We start from the raw sequence: 21,912 nt of genomic DNA, 5'->3' as shown, positions 1-21,912 counted from the left end.
GTCGTTACTTTTGGTCGAGTTGTGTGCGTTCTTCTTAACACCCCCATTCCGGTGGCACCTGATTTAACAGTGATGTAACCGCGTGTAGGTCCCCCCCGGTTTGTGGGGCCGGCGCCAATGCCCCCGGCCCCTCCCGCACACCGTGCCCGGCTACCCGCGGACGGCGTCCAGCGCGTCCACGACACCGGCTCCGTAGAAGCCGTTGTACCGCGGGCCGCCCTGGCACACCGCGTCGACGGCGCCGTCACCGTCGATGTCGTACGGGGCTCCGCACGCGGTCTCGTCGGCCTGGTGGGTCAGCAGCGCCTTGACCACGGCCGGCGAGGCGTGCGGGTGCGTCGACCTGATCAGGGCCACGACGCCCGCGACGTGCGGCGACGCCATGGACGTACCGGCCTTGTAGCCGAAGCCGCCGCCGGGCAGCGTCGACAGGATCAGGCCGCTGGTGGCCGGCGGGGCGGGGGTCTGGTAGACCGTCGAGTCACCGCCCGGTGCCGCGACGTCGATGACACCGAGGCCGTAGTTGGAGTACGACGCCTTCAGGCCCTTCGCGCCGGTCGCGGAGACCGTCACGACACCCGGCAGCATGGTCGGGATGTCCGGGCACGCGCTCGGGTCGACCGTGCGCGTGACCGGCGTCGTGTCGTTCGGGCTCGTCTCGTCCTCGATGGCGTCGAGGGCCAGGTCGTGGTCCGAGTTTCCGGCGGCGGCGACCGTGACGACGCCCTTGCCCTCCGCGTAACGGGTGGCGCGGGTGACCGCCTCGACGAGCGCCCCCTGGTCGGGGTCGTTCTTGCAGTTGAACAGCCACGGGTCGGTGTAATAGCTGTTGTTCGTCACGTCGACACCGTGCTCCGCGGCCCAGACGAAGCCGCAGACGACGGCCTCGGTGTAGAAGAACCCGTCCGGGTTCGACACCTTGATGCCGGAGACCTTCACGCCGGGCGCGACGCCGGTGACGCCGACACCGTTCTTGGCCGCGGCTATGGTGCCGGCGACGTGCGTGCCGTGGTCGCTCTCACCGGCCGCGGGCCGCCACGCGCCGTCCGTCGTGTCCGGCGCGCCGGAGACGCAGTTCACCGAGGCCCCGCGGTCGAAGTTGGGCGCCAGGTCCGGGTGCGTGTCGTCCACACCGGTGTCGACGACGGCGACCGTGACCTTGCTGCTGCCGAGCGACTTCTGGTGCGCCTTGTCCGCCTTGATGGCGGGCAGGTCCCACTGCAGCGGCTCCAGCGGATCCTGGCCCGCCTTCGCTTCCGCCGCCGCGGCCTCGGCCTGTCCGGCGGTGAGCGGCTGCTCCACCCCGATGTCCTTGGTGGCCTGCGGGACGATCGGGTTGGTGCGGGTGGCACCCGCCGATACCACGCCCCTGACCTTGCGGACCGACGCGGCGAAACCGGGGTCCGCGGAGTGGACGACGATGACGCCGATCCGGTCGTACGAGGTCACGACGGTGCCGCCGGCCCTGGCTATCGCCTTCCTGACCTGCTTGACGGCCCCTTGACCGCCCCGCGTGTTCACCACGTACGACAATTCGGGGCCGTCGGCCCGGACCGTCGCCGCCGGCTCGTCCGAGGGCGCCGCCGCGGCGAGCCCCGTCGGGAGGAAGCCGAGCGAGGCCGTGAGCGCGAGTCCGACGGCCGGCGCGAGTACGCGGGTCCGTCCGGATGCCAGATGAGCCATGGGTTCTCCACATCATCCGTGCCTGTGGACCGGCCGCAGGGGCGCGTCCGGTCACGTACATGACGAGTGAAGTTATCGCTGATCTTCCCGGCACATCAATGAATACGGGCAAGCGAGTTCGAGGTGTGACCTGGGGGAGTGGCATCCACAGACGTCAGTCCGAGAAGGGCGGACCCGCGGTGAACCGCTTCGCCGCGCTCTCCGTGCCGTTGTCAGGGAGTCGTACGCACCCAACCCAGCAGAGGACTCCCAGTGAAATCCACCGTCCCGACCACCGCACCCGCGTCGCGAGGAGAATCCGTGGCTACCGATGCACCGCCGCCCGAGGGCAGCACGGACAACCGGCCCGCCCAGCCCACCACCGAGGCGTTCGTCGAGGCGCAGAACAGCGCGGAGTTCACCGAACTGCGCAGGTCGCACCGTTCGTTCGCCTTCCCCCTCACCGTCGGCTTCATCGCCTGGTACCTGCTGTACGTGCTGCTGTCCAGCTACGCCGGCGACTTCATGGGCACCGTCGTCTTCGCCAACTTCAACGTGGCCTTCGTCTTCGGCCTCGCCCAGTTCGCCACCACGTTCCTGATCGCCTGGTTCTACTCACGCCACGCCACGACGAAGCTCGACCCCCAGGCGGCGGCCATCAAGTCCCGTATGGAGGCCGACGCATGAGCGCCGCACACCACTCGCACGCCGTGATCCAGCTCGCCGCCTCCTCGACGACCGAGCACCGCCCCCTGATCATCAGCCTCTTCGCCGTCTTCGTCGCCGCGACCCTGGGCATCACCGTCTGGGCCGGCCGCCAGACCAAGAGCGCCTCCGACTTCTACGCGGGCGGCCGTCAGTTCACCGCCTTCCAGAACGGCCTCGCCGTGTCCGGCGACTACATGTCCGCGGCGTCCTTCCTCGGCATCGCCGGCGCCATCGCCCTCTTCGGCTACGACGGCTTCCTCTACTCCATCGGCTTCCTCGTCGCCTGGCTCGTGGCCCTGCTGCTCGTCGCCGAGCCGCTGCGCAACTCCGGCCGCTACACCATGGGCGACGTCCTCGCCTACCGGATGCGCCAGCGGCCGGTCCGTACCGCCGCGGGCGTCTCCACCATCGTCGTGTCGATCTTCTACCTGCTGGCGCAGATGGCGGGCGCGGGCGTCCTGGTCTCCCTGCTCCTCGGCATCACCAGCGACGCGGGCAAGATCCTCATCGTGGCCCTCGTCGGCGTCCTCATGATCGTCTACGTCACCATCGGCGGCATGAAGGGCACCACCTGGGTGCAGATGGTCAAGGCCGTGCTCCTCATCGCGGGCGCCCTGCTGATGACCCTCATGGTGCTGTGGAAGTTCGACTTCAACGTCTCCGACCTGCTGGGCACCGCCGCCGAGAAGAGCGGCCACGGCGCGGCGTTCCTGGAGCCGGGCCTCAAGTACGGCGCCACCGGCGTCTCGAAGCTGGACTTCATCTCGCTCGGCATCGCGCTCGTCCTCGGCACCGCCGGCCTGCCGCACATCCTCATCCGCTTCTACACCGTGCCGACCGCGAAGGCCGCCCGGAAGTCCGTCAACTGGGCCATCGGCATCATCGGCGCCTTCTACCTGATGACGATCGCCCTCGGCTTCGGCGCCGCCGCGCTGATCGGTCCGGAGGAGATCAAGGCCAAGAACCCGGCGGGCAACGCGGCGGCGCCGCAGCTCGCCGAGTACCTCGGCGGGGTCGGCACCACCGGGGGCGCCGTCCTGCTCGCCGTGATCTCGGCCGTCGCCTTCGCGACCATCCTCGCGGTCGTCGCGGGCCTCACCCTCGCCTCCTCGTCCTCCTTCGCCCACGACATCTACGCCAACGTCATCCGCAGGGGGCAGGCCACCGAGAAGGAGGAGATGCGGGCGGCCCGGTGGGCCACCGTCGCGATCGGCATCGTCTCGATCGCACTCGGCGCGATGGCCCGCGACCTGAACGTGGCCGGACTCGTAGCCCTGGCCTTCGCCGTCGCGGCGTCCGCCAACCTGCCGACCATCCTCTACAGCCTCTTCTGGAAGCGCTTCACCACACAGGGGGCGCTCTGGTCCATCTACGGCGGTCTCGCCTCGTCCGTCCTGCTGGTGCTCTTCTCCCCGGTCGTCTCCGGGAAGGCCAGCTCGATGTTCCCGGACGCCGACTTCGCCTGGTTCCCGCTGGAGAACCCCGGCCTCATCTCCATCCCGCTGGGCTTCCTGCTCGGCTGGATCGGCTCCGTCGTCTCCAAGGAGGAGCCGGACGCCGGCAAGTACGCCGAGCTCGAGGTCAAGTCCCTCACCGGCACCGGGGCCCACTGACCCCCCCCGCCACCGCAGCGTCCGCGGGGCCCCGTCGTAGAGTCCTACGACGGGGCCCCGCCGCACCTCGTGCCAAACGGGCACGACCGATGTCACAGGTCTCGCGTACGCTCGGAGGTGTCAGACCGCGACAGCGGACTTCACCGGGGGAGGGGGCCCACAGTGCTCATCGACACCTACGGCCGGGTCGCCACCGACCTGCGTGTCTCACTGACCGACAAGTGCAATCTGCGCTGCACCTACTGCATGCCCGAGGAAGGCCTGCGGTGGCTGTCCAAGCCGGACCTGCTGACCGACGACGAGATCGTCAGGCTCATCCGCATCGCCGTCACCGACCTCGGCGTGACCGAGGTCCGCTTCACCGGTGGTGAGCCGCTGCTGCGTCCCGGGCTGGTCTCCGTCGTCGAGCAGTGTGCCGCGCTGGAGCCCCGGCCCCGCATGTCGCTCACCACCAATGGCATCGGGCTCACACGCACCGCCGCCGCCCTGAAGGCCGCCGGCCTGGACCGGGTCAACGTCTCCCTGGACACCCTGCGCCCCGACGTGTTCAAGACGCTCACCCGGCGTGACCGGCACAAGGACGTCCTGGCCGGACTCGAGGCCGCCCGCGAGGCCGGCCTCACCCCGGTCAAGGTCAACTCCGTCCTCATGCCCGGGCTCAACGACGACGAGGCGCCCGAGCTGCTCGCCTGGGCCGTCGAGAACGGCTACGAGCTCCGCTTCATCGAGCAGATGCCGCTCGACGCCCAGCACGGCTGGAAGCGCGACGGCATGATCACGGCAGGAGACATCCTCACCTCCCTGCGCACCCGCTTCACGCTCACCGCCGAGGGCGAGGACGAGCGCGGATCGGCTCCCGCGGAGCGCTGGATCGTGGACGGCGGCCCCCACCGTGTCGGTGTCATCGCCTCCGTGACCAGGCCCTTCTGCCGGGCCTGCGACCGGACCAGGCTCACCGCCGACGGCCAGGTCCGCACCTGCCTGTTCGCCCGCGAGGAGACGGACCTGCGCGCCGCACTGCGCTCGGGCGCGCCGGACAGCGAGATCGCCGGGATCTGGCGGCTCGCGATGTGGGGCAAGAAGGCGGGCTCGGGCCTCGACGACCCGGAGTTCCTGCAGCCCGACCGCCCGATGTCAGCGATCGGCGGCTGAGGCCTCCCACTCCGCCAGCGGTACGACGTCCTTCAGGAAGCCGCGCACGCCGAGGAAGGACGAGAGGTGCTCCCGGTGCTCCTCGCAGGCCAGCCAGGTCTTGCGGCGGTCCGGGGTGTGCAGTTTCGGGTTGTTCCAGGCGAGCACCCACACGGCGTCGCCGCGGCAGCCCTTGGCGGAACAGACGGGCGCCCCGGAGGCGCTCTCGACGGAGGTTTCGGGGAGGTTCACGGCCTCAACCCTAACGACCGGCTCCACCGGCCCGCGCCCACCGGGTGATGAGGGGGGCCAGGCACCGGTACCGCAGCACCCCGCCGGAGAAAGGGCGACGCCGAGCAGCCACGGGGGGAGCTGCCCGGCGTCGGTCCGTCACTCCGACGGGGGATGCGGAGCGCGTACGGAAGTATGTCACGGCAAGCAGTGTGCGGTGCACCGGAAGTTCATGATTGATCTGAGCTTTATTTGAGCTTTCCGGGTCTCCGTCCGGTCAGCCGGTGCCCTGCGGCTCTCCGGCCGAGGCGGCCGGCCCGGGCCCCGGAGCGGGCTCCGGGGCGACCGCGGAAGACGGGCCCAGAGACGGCCTGACCGGTGCCGGCACGAAAGTGGAAGGGAGCGAGGGGGCGTTCTCCCGGCCCGCGTTGGCGATGACCACCGCGACGTACGGCAGCAGGACACCCAGGGCGAGAGCCACCACCGCCACATGCCTCTCGACGTTCCACAGGGTCGCGGCCAGTACGACGGACACGGTCCGCACGGACATCGAGATGATGTAGCGCCGCTGCCTGCCACGCACGTCGTCGGCGAGTCCCTGCCGCGCGCCCGTGATCCGGAAGACCTCCGCGCCACCCTGCTTCCGCATCATGTTCCACCACCAGATCGTGTGCCGGACTCCCCGGACTGGCCGCCATGCCGCCTCTACGGTACGCCGGTGGCCTCCGGTGTCCGGGACCGGGCCACGGCCACCGGCGGCCGGACCGCACCCGCCGTGCCACGTACGGACCTGTCCGGCATGCGGCGTACGTCCCCCGGGCCGAGACTGGCTGGACGTGCGCACACCGCGCCGCGCGAGGAGGCGACATGAGTTGGTTGTGGGCAATCATCGTGGGACTGGTGCTGGGTGTGATCGCCCGGGCGATCCTGCCGGGCAAACAGAGCATCCCTCTCTGGCTGACCGTGATCTTCGGCATTCTCGGCAGCGTCCTCGGCAACGCCGTGGCGACCTGGATCGGCGTCAACGACACCAAGGGAATCGACTGGATCCGCCACGTGCTGCAGTTGATCGGCGCAGTGGTCGTCGTCGGGCTCGGAGACATGCTCTGGCAGTCGATCCGCGGCAACCGGGGCAGTCGGCAGAGAACCTGAACCGGGCGACGCGGCACCGCGGCCGGTCACGCGTCACGCGTGACGGCCGCGGTGCTGTGCTCCGGTGTCCGCCGGGAGCGCTCCGGGTCAGCCGGCGGTGACCTCGACGGCGGCGAGGTTCTTCTTGCCGCGGCGCAGGACCAGCCACCGCCCGTGCAGCAGCTCCCCGGCGGCGGGAGCCGTCTCGCCGTCCGTGACCTTCACGTTGTTCACGTAGGCCCCGCCCTCCTTGACCGTGCGGCGGGCGGCCGACTTGCTGGCCGACAGACCGACCTCGACCAGGAGGTCCACCACCGGGCCGAGCTCGGCGACCCGTGCGTGCGGCACCTCGGACAGGGCGGCGCTCAGCGTCGCCTCGTCCAGCTCGCCGAGCTCCCCCTGGCCGAACAGGGCCTTCGACGCGGCGATCACGGCCGCGCACTGCGCACCGCCGTGCACCAGCGTCGTCAGCTCCTCGGCCAGCGAGCGCTGCGCCGAACGCGCCTGCGGACGCTCCTCGGTCAGCTTCTCCAGCTCCTCGAGCTCCTCGCGGCTCTTGAAGCTCAGGATGCGCATGTACGTGGAGATGTCCCGGTCGTCCACGTTCAGCCAGAACTGGTAGAACGCGTACGGCGTCGTCATCTCCGGGTCGAGCCAGACGGCGCCGCTCTCGGACTTGCCGAACTTGGTGCCGTCCGCCTTCACCATCAGCGGGGTCGCCAGCGCGTGCACGGCGGCTCCGGGCTCCAGGCGGTGGATCAGGTCGATGCCCGCCGTGAGGTTGCCCCACTGGTCGCTGCCGCCCTGCTGGAGGGTGCAGCCGTAGCGCCGGTACAGCTCGAGGAAGTCCATACCCTGGAGGAGCTGGTAGCTGAACTCCGTGTAGCTGATGCCCTCCTGGGACTCCAGCCGGCGGGCGACCGAGTCCTTGGTGAGCATCTTGTTGACCCGGAAGTGCTTGCCGATGTCCCGGAGGAACTCGATCGCGGACAGGCCCGCGGTCCAGTCCAGGTTGTTCACCATCGTGGCGGCGTTCGGTCCCTCGAAGGTGAGGAAGGGCTCGATCTGCCCGCGCAGCCGCTGGACCCAGGCCGCGATGGTCTCCGGGTCGTTCAGCGTGCGCTCCGCGGTCGGCCGCGGGTCACCGATCTGACCGGTGGCCCCGCCGACCAGGGCGAGCGGCCTGAGGCCGGCCAGCTGGAGGCGGCGCATGGTGAGCACCTGCACCAGGTGGCCGACGTGCAGACTCGCCGCGGTCGGGTCGAAGCCGCAATAGAACGTGACCGGGCCGTCCGCGAGAGCCTTGCGCAGTGCGTCCTCGTCAGTGGACTGGGCGAACAGCCCGCGCCACTTCAGCTCGTCGACGATGTCCGTCACGGTCTTTTCTCTCCTCTGAGGGGCCGACCGGGCCGGATCGGTGTCCGGCCGGTCCGTTCGGTCTGTTCGGTCAGGTCAGTCTATGGGGGTCATACGCCCCGGCTGACCGAGCTCATGTGGAAATCGGGGATGCGCAGCGCGGGCATGGCGGCCCGGGTGAAGTAGTCGCCCCACTCACGCGGCAGCGTCTTCTCCGTACGGCCCGCCTCGGACGCCCGCGAGAGCAGGCCGACCGGCGACTCGTTGAACCGGAAGTTGTTCACCTCGCCGACGACCTCGCCGTCCTCCACGAGGTAGACGCCGTCCCGGGTCAGCCCGGTCAGCAGCAGCGTCGCCGGATCCACCTCGCGGATGTACCAGAGGCACGTCAGCAGCAGGGCCCGGCCGGACGTCGCCGCCACCATCTCCGCCAGGGAGCGTTCACCGCCGCCGTCCAGGACGAGGTTGTCCATGGCCGGGGCGACCGGCAGGTCCGTCAGGCCGGCGGAGTGCCGGGTGGTGGCCAGCCGTTCCAGCCGGCCGTCCTTGATCCAGTCGGTCGGGGCCAGCGGCAGCCCGTTGTCGAAGACCGAGGCACCGTCACCCGAGGCGTGGGCGATCACGAACGGGGCGGACTCCAGCCCCGGCTCGTGCGGGTCGCTGCGCAGGGTCAGGGGGAGCGGCGACAGCGTCTCACCGAGCCGCGTGCCGCCGCCGGGGCGGGAGAAGACCGTGCGGCCCTCCGCCGCGTCCCGGGCCCCGGCCGACCAGTACTGGTAGATCAGCAGGTCCGCCACCGCTGTCGGCGGAAGCAGCGTCTCGTAGCGCCCGGCCGGCAGCTCGATCCGGCGCTCCGCCCAGCCCAGGCGCTGCGCGAGCTCCGCGTCCAGGGCGGCCGGGTCGACGTCCCGGAAGTCGCGGGTCGCCCTGCCCGCCCACGCCGACCGGGTCCGGTCCGGGGACTTGGCGTTCAGCTCCAGGGTCCCGTTCGGCTGGTCGTGGCGCAGCCGCAGCCCCGTCGACGTCCCCAGATAGGTGGAACTCAGCTCGTGATGGGCGAAGCCGTACAGTTCACGGCCGCCCGCCCGGGCGCGGGCGAAGGCGTCACCCAGCGCCGGAGCGAAGTCGGCGAACACGTCGGCCCCGGTCTCCGCCGGCGCCTCCGTGAAGCCGGAGGACACCGGCACCCCGGTGACCAGCGGCTGCGCGTCCTCGGCCGGTCCGGCGCCGCGGGCGGCGGCCTCCGCGGCCCGCACGAGCGGCTCCAGGTCGTCGGCCGTGACGGCCGAGCGGGACACCACGCCGGAGGCCGTCCCCCGCGCCCCGTCCACCGTCGAGACGACGGTCAGGGTGCGTCCCCGTGTCACCCCGTTCGTGGTGAGGGCGTTGCCGGCCCAGCGCAGGTTGGCGGAGGAGTTCTCGTCCGCGATGACCACGCAGCCGTCCGCGGTGGACATCCCGAGTGCGCGCTCGACGATCTCGTGGGGCTTGCTGGCGCGGCTCATCGCCCGGCCTCCTGCGTGGTGTTGAGGATGTTCACGCCTCGGAAGAGGGCGGAGGGGCAGCCGTGCGAGACGGCGGCGACCTGGCCCGGCTGGGCCTTGCCGCAGTTGAAGGCGCCGCCCAGGACGTACGTCTGCGGGCCGCCGACCTTCTCCATCGAGCCCCAGAAGTCCGTGGTGGTCGCCTGGTAGGCGACGTCCCGCAGCTGGCCCGCCAGCCGGCCGTTCTCGATGCGGAAGAACCGCTGCCCGGTGAACTGGAAGTTGTAGCGCTGCATGTCGATGGACCAGGACCGGTCGCCGACCACGTAGATCCCGCGTTCCACCCCGCCGATCAGGTCCTCGGTGGAGAGCCCGCCCGGATCCGGCCGCAGCGACACGTTCGCCATGCGCTGCACGGGGACGTGGCCGGGCGAGTCGGCGTAGGCGCAGCCGTTGGAGCGGCCGAGGCCCGTCAGCTTCGCGATGCGCCGGTCCGTCTGGTAGCCGACCAGCGTGCCCTCCCTCACCAGGTCCCAGGACTGGGCCTCGACGCCCTCGTCGTCGTAGCCGACCGTCGCGAGGCCGTGCTCGGCGATCCGGTCACCGGTCACGTTCATGACGGGGGAGCCGTACGCCAGCTTCCCCAGCTGGTCGAACGTGGCGAACGAGGTGCCGGCGTACGCCGCCTCGTAGCCCAGCGCCCGGTCCAGCTCGGTGGCGTGGCCGATCGACTCGTGGATGGTCAGCCACAGGTTGGACGGGTCGACGACCAGGTCGTACGTCCCCGCCTCGACGCCGGGCGCCCGCATCTTCTCGGCGAGCAGACCGGGGATCCGCTCCAGTTCGGCGTCCCAGTCCCACCCGGTGCCGGTCAGGTACTCCCAGCCCCGGCCCGCCGGCGGCGCGATCGTCCGCATCGAGTCGAACTCACCCGTCGTGCCGTCGACGGCCACGGCGGTCAGCTGCGGATGGACCCGGACCCGCTGCTGCGTGGTCACCGTACCGGCCGTGTCCGCGTAGAACTTGTTCTCGTGGACGGTCATCAGCGAGGCGTCCACGTGGGCCACCCCGTCCGCCGCGAGCAGCCGGGCACTCCACTCGGCGAGCAGCGCCGCCTTCTCCTCGTCGGGTACGGAGAACGGGTCGACCTCGTACGCCGACACCCAGGTCCGCTCCCCGTGCACCGGCTCGTCCGCCAGCTCGACGCGCTCGTCGGAACCCGCCGCCGCGATCACCTTCGCCGACAGCTTCGCCATGGCGACGGCCTGGGAGGCCACCTTCGCCGCGGCGTCCATGGTGAGGTCCACCCCGGAGGCGAACCCCCACGCCCCGCCGTGCACCACGCGCACCGCGTACCCGAGGTCCGTGGTGTCCGACGTGCCGGAGGGCCGGGCGTCGCGCAGCCGCCAGGACGCGTCGCGCACCCGCTCGCACCGGAAATCGGCGTGTACGGCGCCGAGGGCACGCGCGCGCGCGAGTGCCGCGTCGGCGAGGGCGCGCAGCGGGAGCGCCAGGAACGACTGATCTACCTCGTGGGCCACGAAGGGCTCCCCTCCTTTGACGGTCCTGGCAGTGAATCACGGAGCGGACGGTCACCGGGCGGCTACCGGTTCGCGGCCCGGCTCCACGGGGACGGCGGGCCGCCGGCGGAACCCGCCGCCACCCGGCCCGCCGTCGGCCGGAACGTACCGCTGTAGGAACCCGACAGTGCCGCGCCGGAGCCACTGTCGGAGGCCGATTCCCTGTGCGGCCGGTGGTACCGATAGGTTTTCGACGTACCGCACCGTCTAGGAAAGGGTGATCCGTTGAGCCGCTCGGTTCTCGTCACCGGAGGAAACCGGGGCATCGGCCTCGCCATCGCCCGCGCCTTCGCAGACAACGGCGACAAGGTCGCCATCACCCACCGCTCCGGCGAGCCGCCGCAGGTGCTCACCGAAGCCGGTGTTCTCGCGGTCCGGTGCGACATCACGGACACCGAGCAGGTGGAGCAGGCCTACAAGGAGATCGAGGAGAAGCACGGCCCGGTGGAGGTGCTGGTCGCCAACGCCGGCATCACCAAGGACCAGTTGCTGATGCGGATGTCGGAGGACGACTTCACGTCCGTGCTCGACACCAACCTCACCGGCACCTTCCGCGTCGTCAAGCGGGCCAACCGCGGGATGCTGCGCGCGAAGAAGGGCCGGGTCGTCCTGATCTCCTCCGTCGTCGGCCTCCTCGGCTCGGCCGGACAGGCCAACTACGCCGCGTCCAAGGCGGGCCTGGTCGGCTTCGCCCGGTCGCTGGCCCGCGAGCTCGGTTCACGGAACATCACGTTCAACGTCGTCGCACCCGGGTTCGTCGACACCGACATGACCCAGGTGCTCACCGACGAGCAGCGCAAGGGCATCGTGTCGCAGGTGCCGCTGGGCCGCTACGCGCAGCCCGCCGAGATCGCCGCCGCGGTGCGCTTCCTCGCGTCCGACGACGCGTCGTACATCACTGGAGCCGTCATTCCCGTTGACGGCGGATTGGGCATGGGTCACTGATCACCATGAGCGGAATCCTCGACGGCAAGCGCATCCTCATCACGGGTGTGCTGATGGAGTCGTCCATCGCGTTCCACACCGCCAAGGTGGCCCAGGAGCAGGGCGCCGAGATCATCCTGACGGCCTTCCCCCGGCCGACGCTGACCGAGCGCATCGCCAGGAAGCTCCCGAAGCCCGCCAAGGTCATCGAGCTCGACGTGACGAACGACGAGCACCTCGACCGGCTCGCGGGCCTCGTCAGGGACGAGCTCGGGTCGCTGGACGGCGTCGTGCACTCCATCGGCTTCGCGCCGCAGGACGCGCTCGGCGGGAACTTCCTGAACACCCCCTTCGAGTCGGTCGCCACCGCGATGCACGTCTCGGCGTTCTCCCTGAAGTCGCTGGCCATGGCATGCAAGCCGCTGATGGCGGACGGCGGCTCGATCGTCGGTCTGACCTTCGACGCGCAGTTCGCCTGGCCCCAGTACGACTGGATGGGCCCGGCCAAGGCCGCGCTGGAGGCCACCTCCCGCTACCTCGCCCGTGACCTCGGCAAGGACAGCATCCGCTGCAACCTGATCTCGGCCGGACCGCTCGGCTCGATGGCCGCCAAGTCCATCCCGGGCTTCGGCGATCTCGCGGACGTGTGGAACCACCGCTCGCCGCTGGAGTGGGACATGGCCGACCCCGAGCCGGCCGGCCGCGGTGTCGTCGCGCTGCTCTCGGACTTCTTCCCGAAGACGACCGGCGAGATCATCCACGTCGACGGCGGCGTGCACATGATGGGTGCCTGACCTCCCACGCGCGGACACGGGTCCCTGACCTCCCACGCGCGGACGTACGGCCGCGTACCGCCCCTCACCGGGGCCGTACGCGGCCGTCGTGCGTCCCGGGTCCGGCCGGCGCGGCGTCTCGAGTCGAAAAGCGGGCCGTTCCACCGCAGAATGTGGAGGAACCGGACTTCTGGTCAGGCTGTGGGGAGGAGACCGCCGTGCGCTCCACACATCGCCGGACCCGGACCCGGACCCCGGGCTCCGCGCGCCGCAGGACCTGGGCCGCGGCGGCCGCGGCCGTGGCGGGGCTCCTCGCCCCGGTCGCGGTGAGCGCGGCCGACCGGGCCGGGAGCGGGGTCGCGGCACCCGCCGCCAAGGCTCCCGAACCCTCGGGTGCCGAATGCCGCACATCGGTCGTGGGCTCCCGGGTGGTCGCCTACTGCCACAACGCCTACCCCTCCACCGACCACGTCCAGCTCCACACCGAGTGCGCCCGCTGGTGGGACGTGGACGCGGACGGCGAACCGGTCGCGGTGCGGCCGGGCGCCACCGTCAGGCTCGAGGACCGGTGCTGGAAGGAGGTCGGCTCCGCCTGGGTCAGCCACCGCGCCGGCTGACACCGCGCCGGGGCCGCGCCCTCAGGTGCGCTCCCGCAGGCAGTTCAGCGCGTGGCTCGCCGCCTCCGCGGCCGCCGCCTCCGCGTCGCCCGACCGGATCGCCTCGACGAGGCGCGCGTGGTCCATGTACTGCTCCGGCCGCAGCTCGGGCCCGACGTCCTCGCGCAGGTAGTCGCGGAGCAGGTCGTTGAGGTCGGCGTAGAGCTCGGTCAGCACGTCGTTGTGGGAGGCGGCGACCACGGCCAGGTGCAGTGTCGCGTCGGCGGCCACGAATGCCTCGGCGTCCCCGGCGGCCCAGGTGGCCTCGCGCTGCGCCATCAGCGCGTCCAGCTGCCGCAGGTCCCGGTCCGTGCGCCGCAGGGCGGCGAGCCGGGCCGCCGACGACTCCAGGGTGGAGCGCAGCTCGGCCACGTGGCGGGGGTCGGCGTCCGCGAACCGGCGCTGCATCACGCCGGCCAGCTCGCTCGTCGCCACCACGTACGTGCCCGAGCCCTGGCGGATGTCCAGCAGCCCGTTGTGTGCCAGCGCGCGGACCGCCTCACGGACCGTGTTGCGGGCGACCCCCAGCTGTTCCACGAGCTCGGGCTCGGTGGGGATGCGCGAGCCCACCGGCCATTCGCCCGATGTGATCTGGTTCCTCAGCTGGGCAATCACCTGGTCGGCGAGAGCCGAACGCCGCGGGGACGTCAGCGCCATGGTGCTCCTTGTTCGGATCCGTGAAGCGTGTGCCGGATTCTCTCAGGCGGGAGGAACGGGAAGTGGACAACTAATCATCCCATGATTCTATGATGGGGCTCATGCCCCACGACGAGACCCCGACCCTGAGCCCGGCGCCCACCCGCGCCGCGCACCCGCCCGCCCCCGCCGCCGGCCCCGCCCCGTGGCTGCCGCGCCTGGTCACCGTCGGTCTCGTCCTGGCCGCACTCAACCTGCGGCCCGCCATCACCAGCCTCGGCCCCCTCCTCGAAGAGGTCAGGGACGGGATGCACATGAGCGGCAGCGTCGCCGGAGTCCTCACGTCCGTGCCGCCGTTCTGCTTCGCCCTCTTCGGCTTCATGGCGCCCCGGCTCGCCCGCCGGTTCGGGCCGGGCGCCATCGTCTGCGCGGGCATGGCCGCCATCGCGGCCGGCCTGCTGATCCGCCCCTTCGCCGGCGGCACGGCCGGTTTCCTCGCCGCCAGCGCCCTCGCCCTGATGGGCATCGCGGTCAGCAACGTCCTCATGCCCGTCATCGTCAAGCGCTGGTTCCCCGACCGGGTCGGCAGCATGACCGGGCTCTACTCGATGGCACTGGCCCTCGGCACCGCGCTCGCCGCCGCCCTGACCGTGCCCATGACCGACGCGCTGGGCGGCAGCTGGCAGACGGGCCTCGCCGTCTGGGCGGCACTGGCCGTCGTCGCCGTCGTGCCCTGGCTCCCGCTCGTACGGGAGCGCGGCGACGCTTCCGGGAAGGCGGCGGAGCAGCCGCGGCCGGCGGCCGCCCTCAGGATCACGCGCAGCCGCACCTCCTGGGCCCTCGCCTGCTTCTTCGGCCTCCAGGCCACGGCCGCCTACATCACCATGGGCTGGATGCCCCAGATCTTCCGCGACGCGGGCCTCTCGGCGGGGACCGCCGGCGTCCTGCTGGCCGTGACCATGGCGATGGGCGTGCCCCTCGCCTTCGTCATCCCCCGGGTGGCGGCCCGGCTGCGGAACCAGGGGCCGATCGTCCTCGTCCTGGGAGGCTGCGGCCTCCTCGGCTACGCGGGTCTCTACCTGGCCCCCGCGGGCGGCGCCTGGCTCTGGGCGCTCCTGCTGGGGGTCGCGAACTGCGCCTTCCCGCTCGCCCTCACCATGATCGGGATGCGGTCGCGCACGGGCGCGGGAGTGGTCAGGCTCTCGGCTTTCGCCCAGTCCACCGGCTATCTGATCTCCATCCCCGGCCCGCTCCTCGTCGGCGTGCTGTACCAGCACAGCGGCGGCTGGGGCCTGCCCATCGCGCTGATGGCGGGCCTCATGGTCCCGCAGATGGCGGCGGGGGTACTCGCCGGGCGGGACCGGACGATCGAGGACGAATGCTGAGATGCGAGACTGGGCCCATGCCAGTGCTCGATCCGCATCCCCAGAACGGCCAGAAGAAGCTTCTCCTCGTGTTCGGGGCGATGCTCCTCATCTCGGTGATCATCGGTGTGATCGCCACGATCGCCTCCCCCTGACCCCTCGATGGTGGGGCTGGCCCCCCTGTCCCCTAGGGGGGCAGGTTCAGGGTCGACCGGGTGGGTCACCGGATGGAACCGCCCCGCGCCGTTCCGTAGATTCCCGGTAACACAGCCGAGGACCCACGGAGGCGGACATGTCGGCCCGTACACAGACCCGGACCCACCGCGCGGCCCCGGACACCGTCGAGATCCGGCTGCCCTGGTGGGCCGTCGTGCTGCCCGCGCTCGCCTTCGCCGCGCTCCTCCTGCTGATCGCGGGCCCGGGGCAGGCGCAGGCCGCGGCCGGTGATCCCGCCGTCGGACGGCTTCTGGGGCGCCTCCTGGACCTGCTCGCCGCCTGAGCCCGCACCGCTCCCCGGCGGTGCGCGAGCGCCACCCCGCGGGTGCGTCGAAGATCGCCCGCCCGAGCGGAGCCGCTGCCCGCCCGACCGCCCCGAGCCGGACACCGGCACGTCGCACGGCTTCCACCCCCGCACCGGACGAGCACGTCAACACCCTGCGCCCGGACGCGCAATTCGTGCGAAGCTGAGGTGTATGAGCGCCGACACACCTCGCAGGATCGTCCTTCTCCGGCACGCCAAGGCGGAATGGTCGCAGCAGTCCGACCACGAGCGGCCGCTGGCCGAGCGCGGCCGCAAAGAGGCCCCCGTCGCCGGCCGCAAGCTCGCCGACTCCGGCACCGTCTTCGACCTGGCACTCTGCTCGACCGCCGTCAGGACCCGCGAGACCTGGAAGCTCGCCGTCCACGAGTTCGAGCAGCGCCCGAAGACCGTGTACGAGGAGAGGCTGTACGAAGCCTCCATCGGCGAACTGATCGCCCTGTTCGAGGAGACGCCCGACGAGGTGCGGAACCTCCTGGTCATCGGGCACAACCCGGGCATGCACGGAGTGGCCGACGCCCTCTCCGGCCGCGGCGAGGGGGACGCGCTGGCCCGGATGACCAAGGACGGCTTCCCCACCGCCGCCTACGCGGTCGTCGAGTTCTCCGGCCCGTGGAAGAGCCTGGAGCACGGCGTGGGCACCCTCGTCGAGTACTGGACCCCGATCGACTGAGGTAGCTCCCGCTTCGGAGGACCCCGCCGAACCACCCGCCACGTCCACGCACGAGGGCCCCGGCACAGCGCGCTGTGCCGGGGCCCTCGTGCGTACGGCGCGCTCAGTCGACCAGGCCGTCGGCGGCCTCGACCTCCTCGCGGGTGATGCCGAGCAGGTACAGCACGGTGTCCAGGAAGGGCACGTTCACCGCCGTGTGGGCCGCCTCGCGGACCACCGGCTTCGCGTTGAACGCCACACCCAGCCCGGCCGTGTTCAGCATGTCCAGGTCGTTCGCCCCGTCACCGATCGCCACCGTCTGCGCCAGCGGCACCCCCGCCTGCTCCGCGAAACTGCGCAGCAGGCGGGCCTTTCCGGCCCGGTCCACGATGTCGCCCACGACCCGCCCGGTGAGCCTGCCGTCGACGATCTCCAGGGTGTTGGCGGAGGCGAAGTCCAGCCCCAGGCGCTCCTTCAGGTCGTCGGTGACCTGGGTGAAGCCGCCCGAGACCACGCCGACCTGGTAGCCCAGCCGCTTCAGCGTGCGGATCAGGGTGCGCGCGCCCGGGGTGAGCCGGACCTCCGCCCGTACCTTGTCCACCACCGAGGCGTCGAGTCCCGCGAGCAGTGCCACGCGGGCGTGCAGGGACTGCTCGAAGTCCAGCTCGCCGCGCATCGCCTGCTCGGTCACCTCGGCGACCTTGTCCTCGCAGCCGGCGTGCGCCGCGAAGAGCTCGATGACCTCGTCCTGGATGAGCGTGGAATCGACATCCATCACGACCAGCCGCTGGGCCCTGCGGCTGAGCCCCGCCGACACGACGGCGATGTCGACGCCGATCTTGGCGGCCTCCACCGCGAGAGCGGTCCGCAGCTCCTCCGTCCCGGTGCCCGACACCGCGAACTCGACCGCGGTGACGGGGTACTTGGCGAGCCGGAAGACGCGGTCGATGTTCCCGCCGCTCTCGGTGATCCGGGACGCTATGACCGCCGTGCTCTCCGCGGTCAGGGGGTGACCCAGCACGGTGACGTGGGAGCGGCCGACGCCACGGGGCCGGTTGTCACCCGTGCCGGAGATGATCTCGGCCTGGAGCCTCAGCGACTCCGCCCAGCTGTGCACGGTCGCCCGGAGGTCGCCCTCGCTCGTACCGCCCGCGGCCGGGGAGGTCACGAGGGCGCACAGGACGATGCGGCCGCGCGTGACGACCTGCTCGATGTCCACGACGTCGACGGCGTAGGCGGCCAGGGTGTCGAAGAGCCCGGCGGTGATGCCCGGCCGGTCCTTGCCGAAGATCTTGACGAGAAGCGTGGGCGTCTCCGGGCCCTGAGGGGACTCGGGGAGCTCAGGGGACCGCGGTGACTGAGGGGGCTGGGATGCGCTCATGGTGGAACCCACCGTATAGGCCGGGCGCGGGGCCGCCGAAGCCCGTCCCGAGTGGCGGACAGGCGGTACGGGACCGCGGCCGCCGCACGGACGCCGGGAGCGGGCTGCCCCGGTTGCGGGCACTCCGCACCGGTATCGGCGGGGCCACGCGGCGGGCGGCGAGGCCTCCGCGTGCTCTTCACGTCGCCCGGCTTTCCGTTCCGGGACCGGTCCTGGAATAGTTCCCCACGATGTTCAGCATCCCTAGGCTCCTTGCAACGGGGGCATCACGGGGGACAACTAGTGGGGCGCGGAGTGCCGGAACTCGTACTGGAATTGAATGGAAGGTCCTGGACGCTCGATCCGTCCAGGCCGTACACCCTCGGACGTGATCCGCAGGGCGACCTCGTGATCGACGACGCACGGGTGTCGTGGCGCCACGCCACGATCAGCTGGAACGGCCGCGGCTGGTCCATCGAGGACCACGGCAGCACCAACGGCACGTACGTGCAGGGCCGGCGGATCCAGCAGATGGAGATCGGCGCGGGCACCGCGGTGCACCTGGGCAACGCCACCGACGGGCCGCGGCTGAGCCTCGGCGCCGCGGCCGGTGCCGGGGTCCCGGGCGGACCCGCGGCCGGGGCACGGCAGGCGCCCGCGCCGCAGCAGCCGTACCAGGGCGGTGCCCCCGGCCCGCAGGCCCCGGCACCGCAGCAGCAGGCACCCTGGCAGCAGGGGCCGCCGCAGCAGCAGGCGTACCGGCCGCCCGTACCGCACCAGCAGGGCGGCCCCTCCCCGGTGCCCGGGGCGGGCGGGCCCGGCGGTGCGGGGACGCCCCCGGTCCACGGCGACCGCAGCCCCACCACGTTCTACCGGCTGGACCTCGGCCGCGTCATGCGCATCGGCCGCGCGCTGGAGAACGAGCTGGTCGTCTCCGACCTCCAGGTCTCGCGGCTGCACGCCGAATTCCGTGCGACGCCCGACGGCCGCTTCGAGATCCGGGACCTGGGGTCCCACAACGGGACGTACGTCAACGGGCAGCCGCTCAGCAAGTCCGGCTCCGCCCTCATCGGCCCGAACGACATCGTGGGTGTCGGTCACTCGACCTTCCGGCTGGTCGGGGACCGCCTGGAAGAGTTCGTCGACACCGGTGAGGTCTCCTTCTCGGCCCGCCACCTGACGGTGACGGTCGACGGGGGCAAGGACATCCTCAAGGACGTCTCCTTCGGCGTCCCCGAGAAGTCGCTGATCGCGGTCATCGGCCCGTCGGGCTCCGGCAAGTCCACCCTGCTCAAGGCGCTCACCGGCTACCGGCCCGCCAACCAGGGCGACGTCCTCTACGACAACAGGAACCTGTACAAGCAGTTCGCCGAGCTGCGCCAGCGCATCGGCCTCGTCCCGCAGGACGACATCCTGCACAAGGAACTCACGGTCACCAAGGCCCTGCGCTACGCGGCCAAGCTCCGCTTCCCCGCGGACACCACGGAGGCCGAGCGCACCGCCCGGATCCACGAGGTCCTCGCCGAGCTCAAGCTCGACATCCACAAGGACAAGAAGGTCACCTCGCTCTCCGGAGGCCAGCGCAAGCGGGTCTCCGTGGCCCTCGAACTGCTGACCAAGCCCTCGCTCATCTTCCTGGACGAGCCGACCTCGGGCCTCGACCCGGGTATGGACCGCGACGTCATGCAGCTGCTGCGCGGCCTCGCCGACGACGGCCGCACCGTCCTGGTGGTCACGCACTCCGTGGCGGAGCTGGCCATCTGCGACAAGCTCCTGGTGATGGCTCCCGGCGGCTCCGTCGCCTACTTCGGGCCGCCCGAGGAAGCGCTGAACTTCTTCGGCTACACCAGCTGGGCCGACGTCTTCTCCGCGTTCGAGAACTACCGCGACTACGACTGGGCGGGCCGCTGGCGCGGCTCGCAGCACTACCAGATGTACGCCGCGGACATCGACGCCGTGGCCGCGCAGCCCGTCCACATGCCCTCGCCCCAGCAGATGCGCCCGCCGAAGCCGTCCGGCTGGGCGGCCCAGCTGTGGACACTGATGCGCCGCTACGTCTCGGTGATCGCGTCCGACAAGGGGTTCCTCCTGCTGATGGTGCTCCTGCCGGCCGTGCTCGGCGTCGTGAGCGTGGTCATCCCCGCGGAGTTCGGCCTCGCGGAGCCCGAGCCGCCCTCGCGGTTCAACGGCAAGGCCGGGACCATCATGCTGATCCTCGCGGTCGGCATGTGCTTCGCCGCCGCGGCCAACTCCGTACGGGAACTGATCAAGGAGCGGGTGATCTACGAGCGGGAGCGGGCCACCGGCCTGTCACGCTCCGCCTACCTGCTCTCCAAGGTCATCGTCCTCGGTGTGATCACCGCGTTCCAGGGCGTCATCATCTGCGGGATCGGCTTCTCCACCCGGAAGCTGCCGGAGGAGGGCCTGTTCATGCCCCCCGCCGTGGAGATCTGCCTGTCGATCATCGTGCTCGGGTTCACCTCGATGATGTTCGGCCTGCTGATCTCCGCGCTGGTGAAGACCGCCGAGAAGACCATGCCGCTGCTCGTCATGTTCGCCATCGTCCAGGTCGTCTTCACCGGCGTGCTCTTCCAGGTCTACGGATCGCCCGGGCTGGAGCAGTTCGCCTGGCTGATGCCGTCGCGCTGGGCGGTGGCCGCGGCCGGGACAACGCTCGACCTCGCCCACCTCATGCCGCCGTGGGACCCGGAGAAGCCGGGGGACCTCGACCCGCTGTGGGAGCACACGGCCGGTCAGTGGGGGATCAACATCGCGGTCATGCTCTTCATGAGCGTCGTGCTGTTCGTCGCGGTGTCGCGGATGCTGCGCCGCCACGAGCCCGAGGTGATGCGCAAGTAGCGCGCCCGGGGCCTGGACCGGACCCGGAGACGCCCGAGGGCGGCACCCCGCGGGGTGCCGCCCTTCGGCATGTGCCGGCCGGTCACGCGACGCTGCGGACCGGCGGGTCGGCTGCTCTGCCAGGCCTGACTCGGTGTGTCGCTCAGTACGCGCTGTCGACGTTGTCGATCGAGCCGTACTTGTCCGCCGCGTAGTTGGCGGCGGCGGTGATGTTGGCGACCGGGTCGTACTGGTCGTGCTTCGTGCCGTTGACGTGGTAGAAGTCGAAGGTCGGCTTGATGACCTGCAGCAGGCCCTTCGACGGGATGCCGTTGATCGCGTTGATGTCCCAGTTGTTGATGGCACGCGGGTTACCGCTGGACTCGCGCATGATGTTGCGGTGCAGGCCCTCGTACGTGCCGGGGATCTTCTTCTCGTGCATGATCGACAGGGCCTCGCGTATCCAGCCGTCGAGGTTGTCGGCGAAGACCGGCTTGCGGGTGGCCGCGCGGCTGGCCTTCTCGGCGGAGCGCTTCTTCGCGTCGGCCGCGGCCTCGGCCTTCTTCTCGGCGGCTGCCTTGCTCTTGGCCTCGGCAACGGCCTCGGCCTTCTTCTCGGCCTTGTCGGCGGCCTTGGCCTTGGCCGCGTCGGCGGCCTTCACCAGCTGCTCGGCGGTGGAGTGCTGTTCGATGACGCTGGCCCGGATGTCCTTGGTCTGCGCCGTACCGGCGAAGACGACGGGGGCGCCGGCGGCGGCCTGCGGCTCGGTCGTCGCCGCGGCGTCGTCCGGGACGAGCGAGAACGCGAGGGCGGCGGCGGCCAGGGTGGAAACACCCGCGACGGAGAGCTTCTGCGCCTTGTTCAGACGACGGTTACGGCTGGTGATGCGGGAGACAGACATGCAGTCGTACCTCTTCGAATAGCAGGAGTCCTCGGCGAGGACGCGGACGGAAGCGCCGGGGCGCATCTCCGTCGGGGACAGATGCAATTCTTAGCGGCAGCAAAATGGCGTGGCAAAGGTGTGACGTACGAAGCCGGGTAGTGGAACAGGGAGCTGTTCATGCCTCGATGTCCGTTTTGGGGCATGGTGTATTGCCCGTTATGGGTCAACTATCCGTCTTCGTAAGTGACGTGCGTCCTATGCGTGGGCTCACACGCGGAGCCCTCGGTCCTCACCCCATGTTGCTTGTGTGATGCGGAGAGTCAGGCGGTTTCCGGGCCCTGGATGGGGAGCGGGCGCACCGGGACCGCAAGGCCCCCGCGCGCCCGCGCGCC

General features: G+C 71.1%; 21 protein-coding genes. 12 read left to right on the top strand and 9 right to left on the bottom strand.

Annotated features, from left to right (window positions below; translation table 11 throughout):
• Positions 1-150: 150 nt before the first annotated feature.
• Positions 151-1,683 (bottom strand): S8 family serine peptidase, encoded by a 1,533-nt coding sequence (locus ABZ371_RS11820; protein ID WP_358677022.1) that lies wholly within the window; start codon positions 1,681-1,683, stop codon positions 151-153.
• Positions 1,684-1,983: 300 nt separating this feature from the next.
• Between ABZ371_RS11820 and ABZ371_RS11815 the strand changes: the two genes are divergently transcribed.
• The 3 genes from ABZ371_RS11815 to moaA all read left to right on the top strand — a co-directional run bounded on the left by ABZ371_RS11815 (position 1,984) and on the right by moaA (position 5,135).
• Positions 1,984-2,349: a DUF485 domain-containing protein gene (locus ABZ371_RS11815; protein ID WP_358677019.1), complete on the top strand. Its 366-nt coding sequence runs from the start codon at positions 1,984-1,986 to the stop codon at positions 2,347-2,349.
• Positions 2,346-3,983, top strand: coding sequence for a cation acetate symporter (locus tag ABZ371_RS11810; protein ID WP_358677017.1), 1,638 nt, complete (start codon positions 2,346-2,348; stop codon positions 3,981-3,983). Before ABZ371_RS11815 ends, ABZ371_RS11810 begins: the two co-directional genes overlap by 4 nt.
• A gap of 162 nt (positions 3,984-4,145) precedes the next feature.
• Positions 4,146-5,135: a GTP 3',8-cyclase MoaA gene (gene moaA / locus ABZ371_RS11805; protein WP_358677014.1), complete on the top strand. Its 990-nt coding sequence runs from the start codon at positions 4,146-4,148 to the stop codon at positions 5,133-5,135.
• Here moaA and ABZ371_RS11800 read toward each other — a convergent pair.
• Together ABZ371_RS11800 and ABZ371_RS11795 are read right to left on the bottom strand one after the other, a co-directional pair.
• Entirely contained in the window at positions 5,118-5,366 is a 249-nt protein-coding gene (locus tag ABZ371_RS11800; protein WP_358677011.1) for a hypothetical protein, read from the bottom strand. The two genes, moaA and ABZ371_RS11800, sit on opposite strands and share 18 nt — an antisense overlap.
• A gap of 256 nt (positions 5,367-5,622) precedes the next feature.
• On the bottom strand, positions 5,623-5,994 hold the full coding sequence (locus ABZ371_RS11795; protein ID WP_358677028.1) for a DUF3099 domain-containing protein: 372 nt from the start codon (positions 5,992-5,994) through the stop codon (positions 5,623-5,625).
• 218 nt (positions 5,995-6,212) lie between these two features.
• Here ABZ371_RS11795 and ABZ371_RS11790 point away from each other — a divergent pair, with 218 nt between their 5' ends.
• Positions 6,213-6,497, top strand: coding sequence for a GlsB/YeaQ/YmgE family stress response membrane protein (locus ABZ371_RS11790; RefSeq protein WP_358677009.1), 285 nt, complete (start codon positions 6,213-6,215; stop codon positions 6,495-6,497).
• An 87-nt stretch (positions 6,498-6,584) separates the two neighbouring features.
• On the opposite strand, the gene tyrS is transcribed toward ABZ371_RS11790, so the two are convergent.
• From tyrS to ABZ371_RS11775, 3 genes are all read right to left on the bottom strand, one after another.
• Positions 6,585-7,853, bottom strand: coding sequence for a tyrosine--tRNA ligase (tyrS, locus tag ABZ371_RS11785; protein ID WP_358677006.1), 1,269 nt, complete (start codon positions 7,851-7,853; stop codon positions 6,585-6,587).
• 89 nt (positions 7,854-7,942) lie between these two features.
• Complete coding sequence (locus ABZ371_RS11780; protein WP_358677003.1) at positions 7,943-9,337, bottom strand: metallopeptidase TldD-related protein; 1,395 nt, start codon at positions 9,335-9,337, stop codon at positions 7,943-7,945.
• Positions 9,334-10,857: a TldD/PmbA family protein gene (locus ABZ371_RS11775; RefSeq protein ID WP_358677000.1), complete on the bottom strand. Its 1,524-nt coding sequence runs from the start codon at positions 10,855-10,857 to the stop codon at positions 9,334-9,336. The genes ABZ371_RS11780 and ABZ371_RS11775 overlap by 4 nt, the downstream gene beginning before the upstream one ends.
• 264 nt (positions 10,858-11,121) lie before the next feature.
• Here ABZ371_RS11775 and fabG point away from each other — a divergent pair, with 264 nt between their 5' ends.
• The 3 genes from fabG to ABZ371_RS11760 all read left to right on the top strand — a co-directional run bounded on the left by fabG (position 11,122) and on the right by ABZ371_RS11760 (position 13,210).
• On the top strand, positions 11,122-11,841 hold the full coding sequence (fabG, locus tag ABZ371_RS11770) for a 3-oxoacyl-[acyl-carrier-protein] reductase (RefSeq protein WP_358676997.1): 720 nt from the start codon (positions 11,122-11,124) through the stop codon (positions 11,839-11,841).
• A 5-nt stretch (positions 11,842-11,846) separates the two neighbouring features.
• Positions 11,847-12,614, top strand: a complete 768-nt coding sequence (gene fabI / locus ABZ371_RS11765; RefSeq protein WP_358676995.1) for an enoyl-ACP reductase FabI — start codon at positions 11,847-11,849, stop codon at positions 12,612-12,614.
• 278 nt (positions 12,615-12,892) lie between these two features.
• A complete protein-coding gene (locus ABZ371_RS11760; RefSeq protein ID WP_358677025.1) occupies positions 12,893-13,210 on the top strand; it encodes a hypothetical protein in 318 nt (105 codons plus the stop codon).
• 21 nt (positions 13,211-13,231) lie between these two features.
• Here ABZ371_RS11760 and ABZ371_RS11755 read toward each other — a convergent pair whose 3' ends face one another.
• Positions 13,232-13,906 (bottom strand): FadR/GntR family transcriptional regulator, encoded by a 675-nt coding sequence (locus ABZ371_RS11755; protein WP_358676992.1) that lies wholly within the window; start codon positions 13,904-13,906, stop codon positions 13,232-13,234.
• 101 nt (positions 13,907-14,007) lie between these two features.
• On the opposite strand from ABZ371_RS11755, the gene ABZ371_RS11750 reads away from it, so the two are divergent.
• From ABZ371_RS11750 to ABZ371_RS11735, 4 genes are all read left to right on the top strand, one after another.
• Positions 14,008-15,270: a CynX/NimT family MFS transporter gene (locus ABZ371_RS11750; protein WP_358676989.1), complete on the top strand. Its 1,263-nt coding sequence runs from the start codon at positions 14,008-14,010 to the stop codon at positions 15,268-15,270.
• Between the two features lie 17 nt (positions 15,271-15,287).
• Positions 15,288-15,404, top strand: a complete 117-nt coding sequence (locus ABZ371_RS11745) for an SGM_5486 family transporter-associated protein (protein WP_307127715.1) — start codon at positions 15,288-15,290, stop codon at positions 15,402-15,404.
• Positions 15,405-15,541: 137 nt separating this feature from the next.
• Positions 15,542-15,748, top strand: coding sequence for a hypothetical protein (locus ABZ371_RS11740; RefSeq protein ID WP_358676986.1), 207 nt, complete (start codon positions 15,542-15,544; stop codon positions 15,746-15,748).
• Positions 15,749-15,941: 193 nt separating this feature from the next.
• Entirely contained in the window at positions 15,942-16,460 is a 519-nt protein-coding gene (locus ABZ371_RS11735; RefSeq protein WP_358676983.1) for a histidine phosphatase family protein, read from the top strand.
• A 103-nt stretch (positions 16,461-16,563) separates the two neighbouring features.
• On the opposite strand, the gene serB is transcribed toward ABZ371_RS11735, so the two are convergent.
• On the bottom strand, positions 16,564-17,820 hold the full coding sequence (gene serB / locus ABZ371_RS11730) for a phosphoserine phosphatase SerB (protein ID WP_358676980.1): 1,257 nt from the start codon (positions 17,818-17,820) through the stop codon (positions 16,564-16,566).
• Between the two features lie 282 nt (positions 17,821-18,102).
• Between serB and ABZ371_RS11725 the strand changes: the two genes are divergently transcribed.
• Positions 18,103-20,658: an FHA domain-containing protein gene (locus ABZ371_RS11725; protein ID WP_358676977.1), complete on the top strand. Its 2,556-nt coding sequence runs from the start codon at positions 18,103-18,105 to the stop codon at positions 20,656-20,658.
• A 142-nt stretch (positions 20,659-20,800) separates the two neighbouring features.
• Here ABZ371_RS11725 and ABZ371_RS11720 read toward each other — a convergent pair whose 3' ends face one another.
• Positions 20,801-21,538 carry a transglycosylase SLT domain-containing protein gene (locus ABZ371_RS11720; RefSeq protein WP_358676974.1) on the bottom strand — a complete coding sequence of 246 codons (738 nt, stop codon included), beginning with the start codon at positions 21,536-21,538 and terminating at the stop codon, positions 20,801-20,803.
• Positions 21,539-21,912 lie beyond the last annotated feature (374 nt).

This window comes from Streptomyces sp. NPDC005899 (assembly GCF_040629645.1).
Classification (GTDB): Bacteria; Actinomycetota; Actinomycetes; order Streptomycetales; family Streptomycetaceae; genus Streptomyces.
This window is presented reverse-complemented; position numbering and strand designations above follow the sequence as displayed.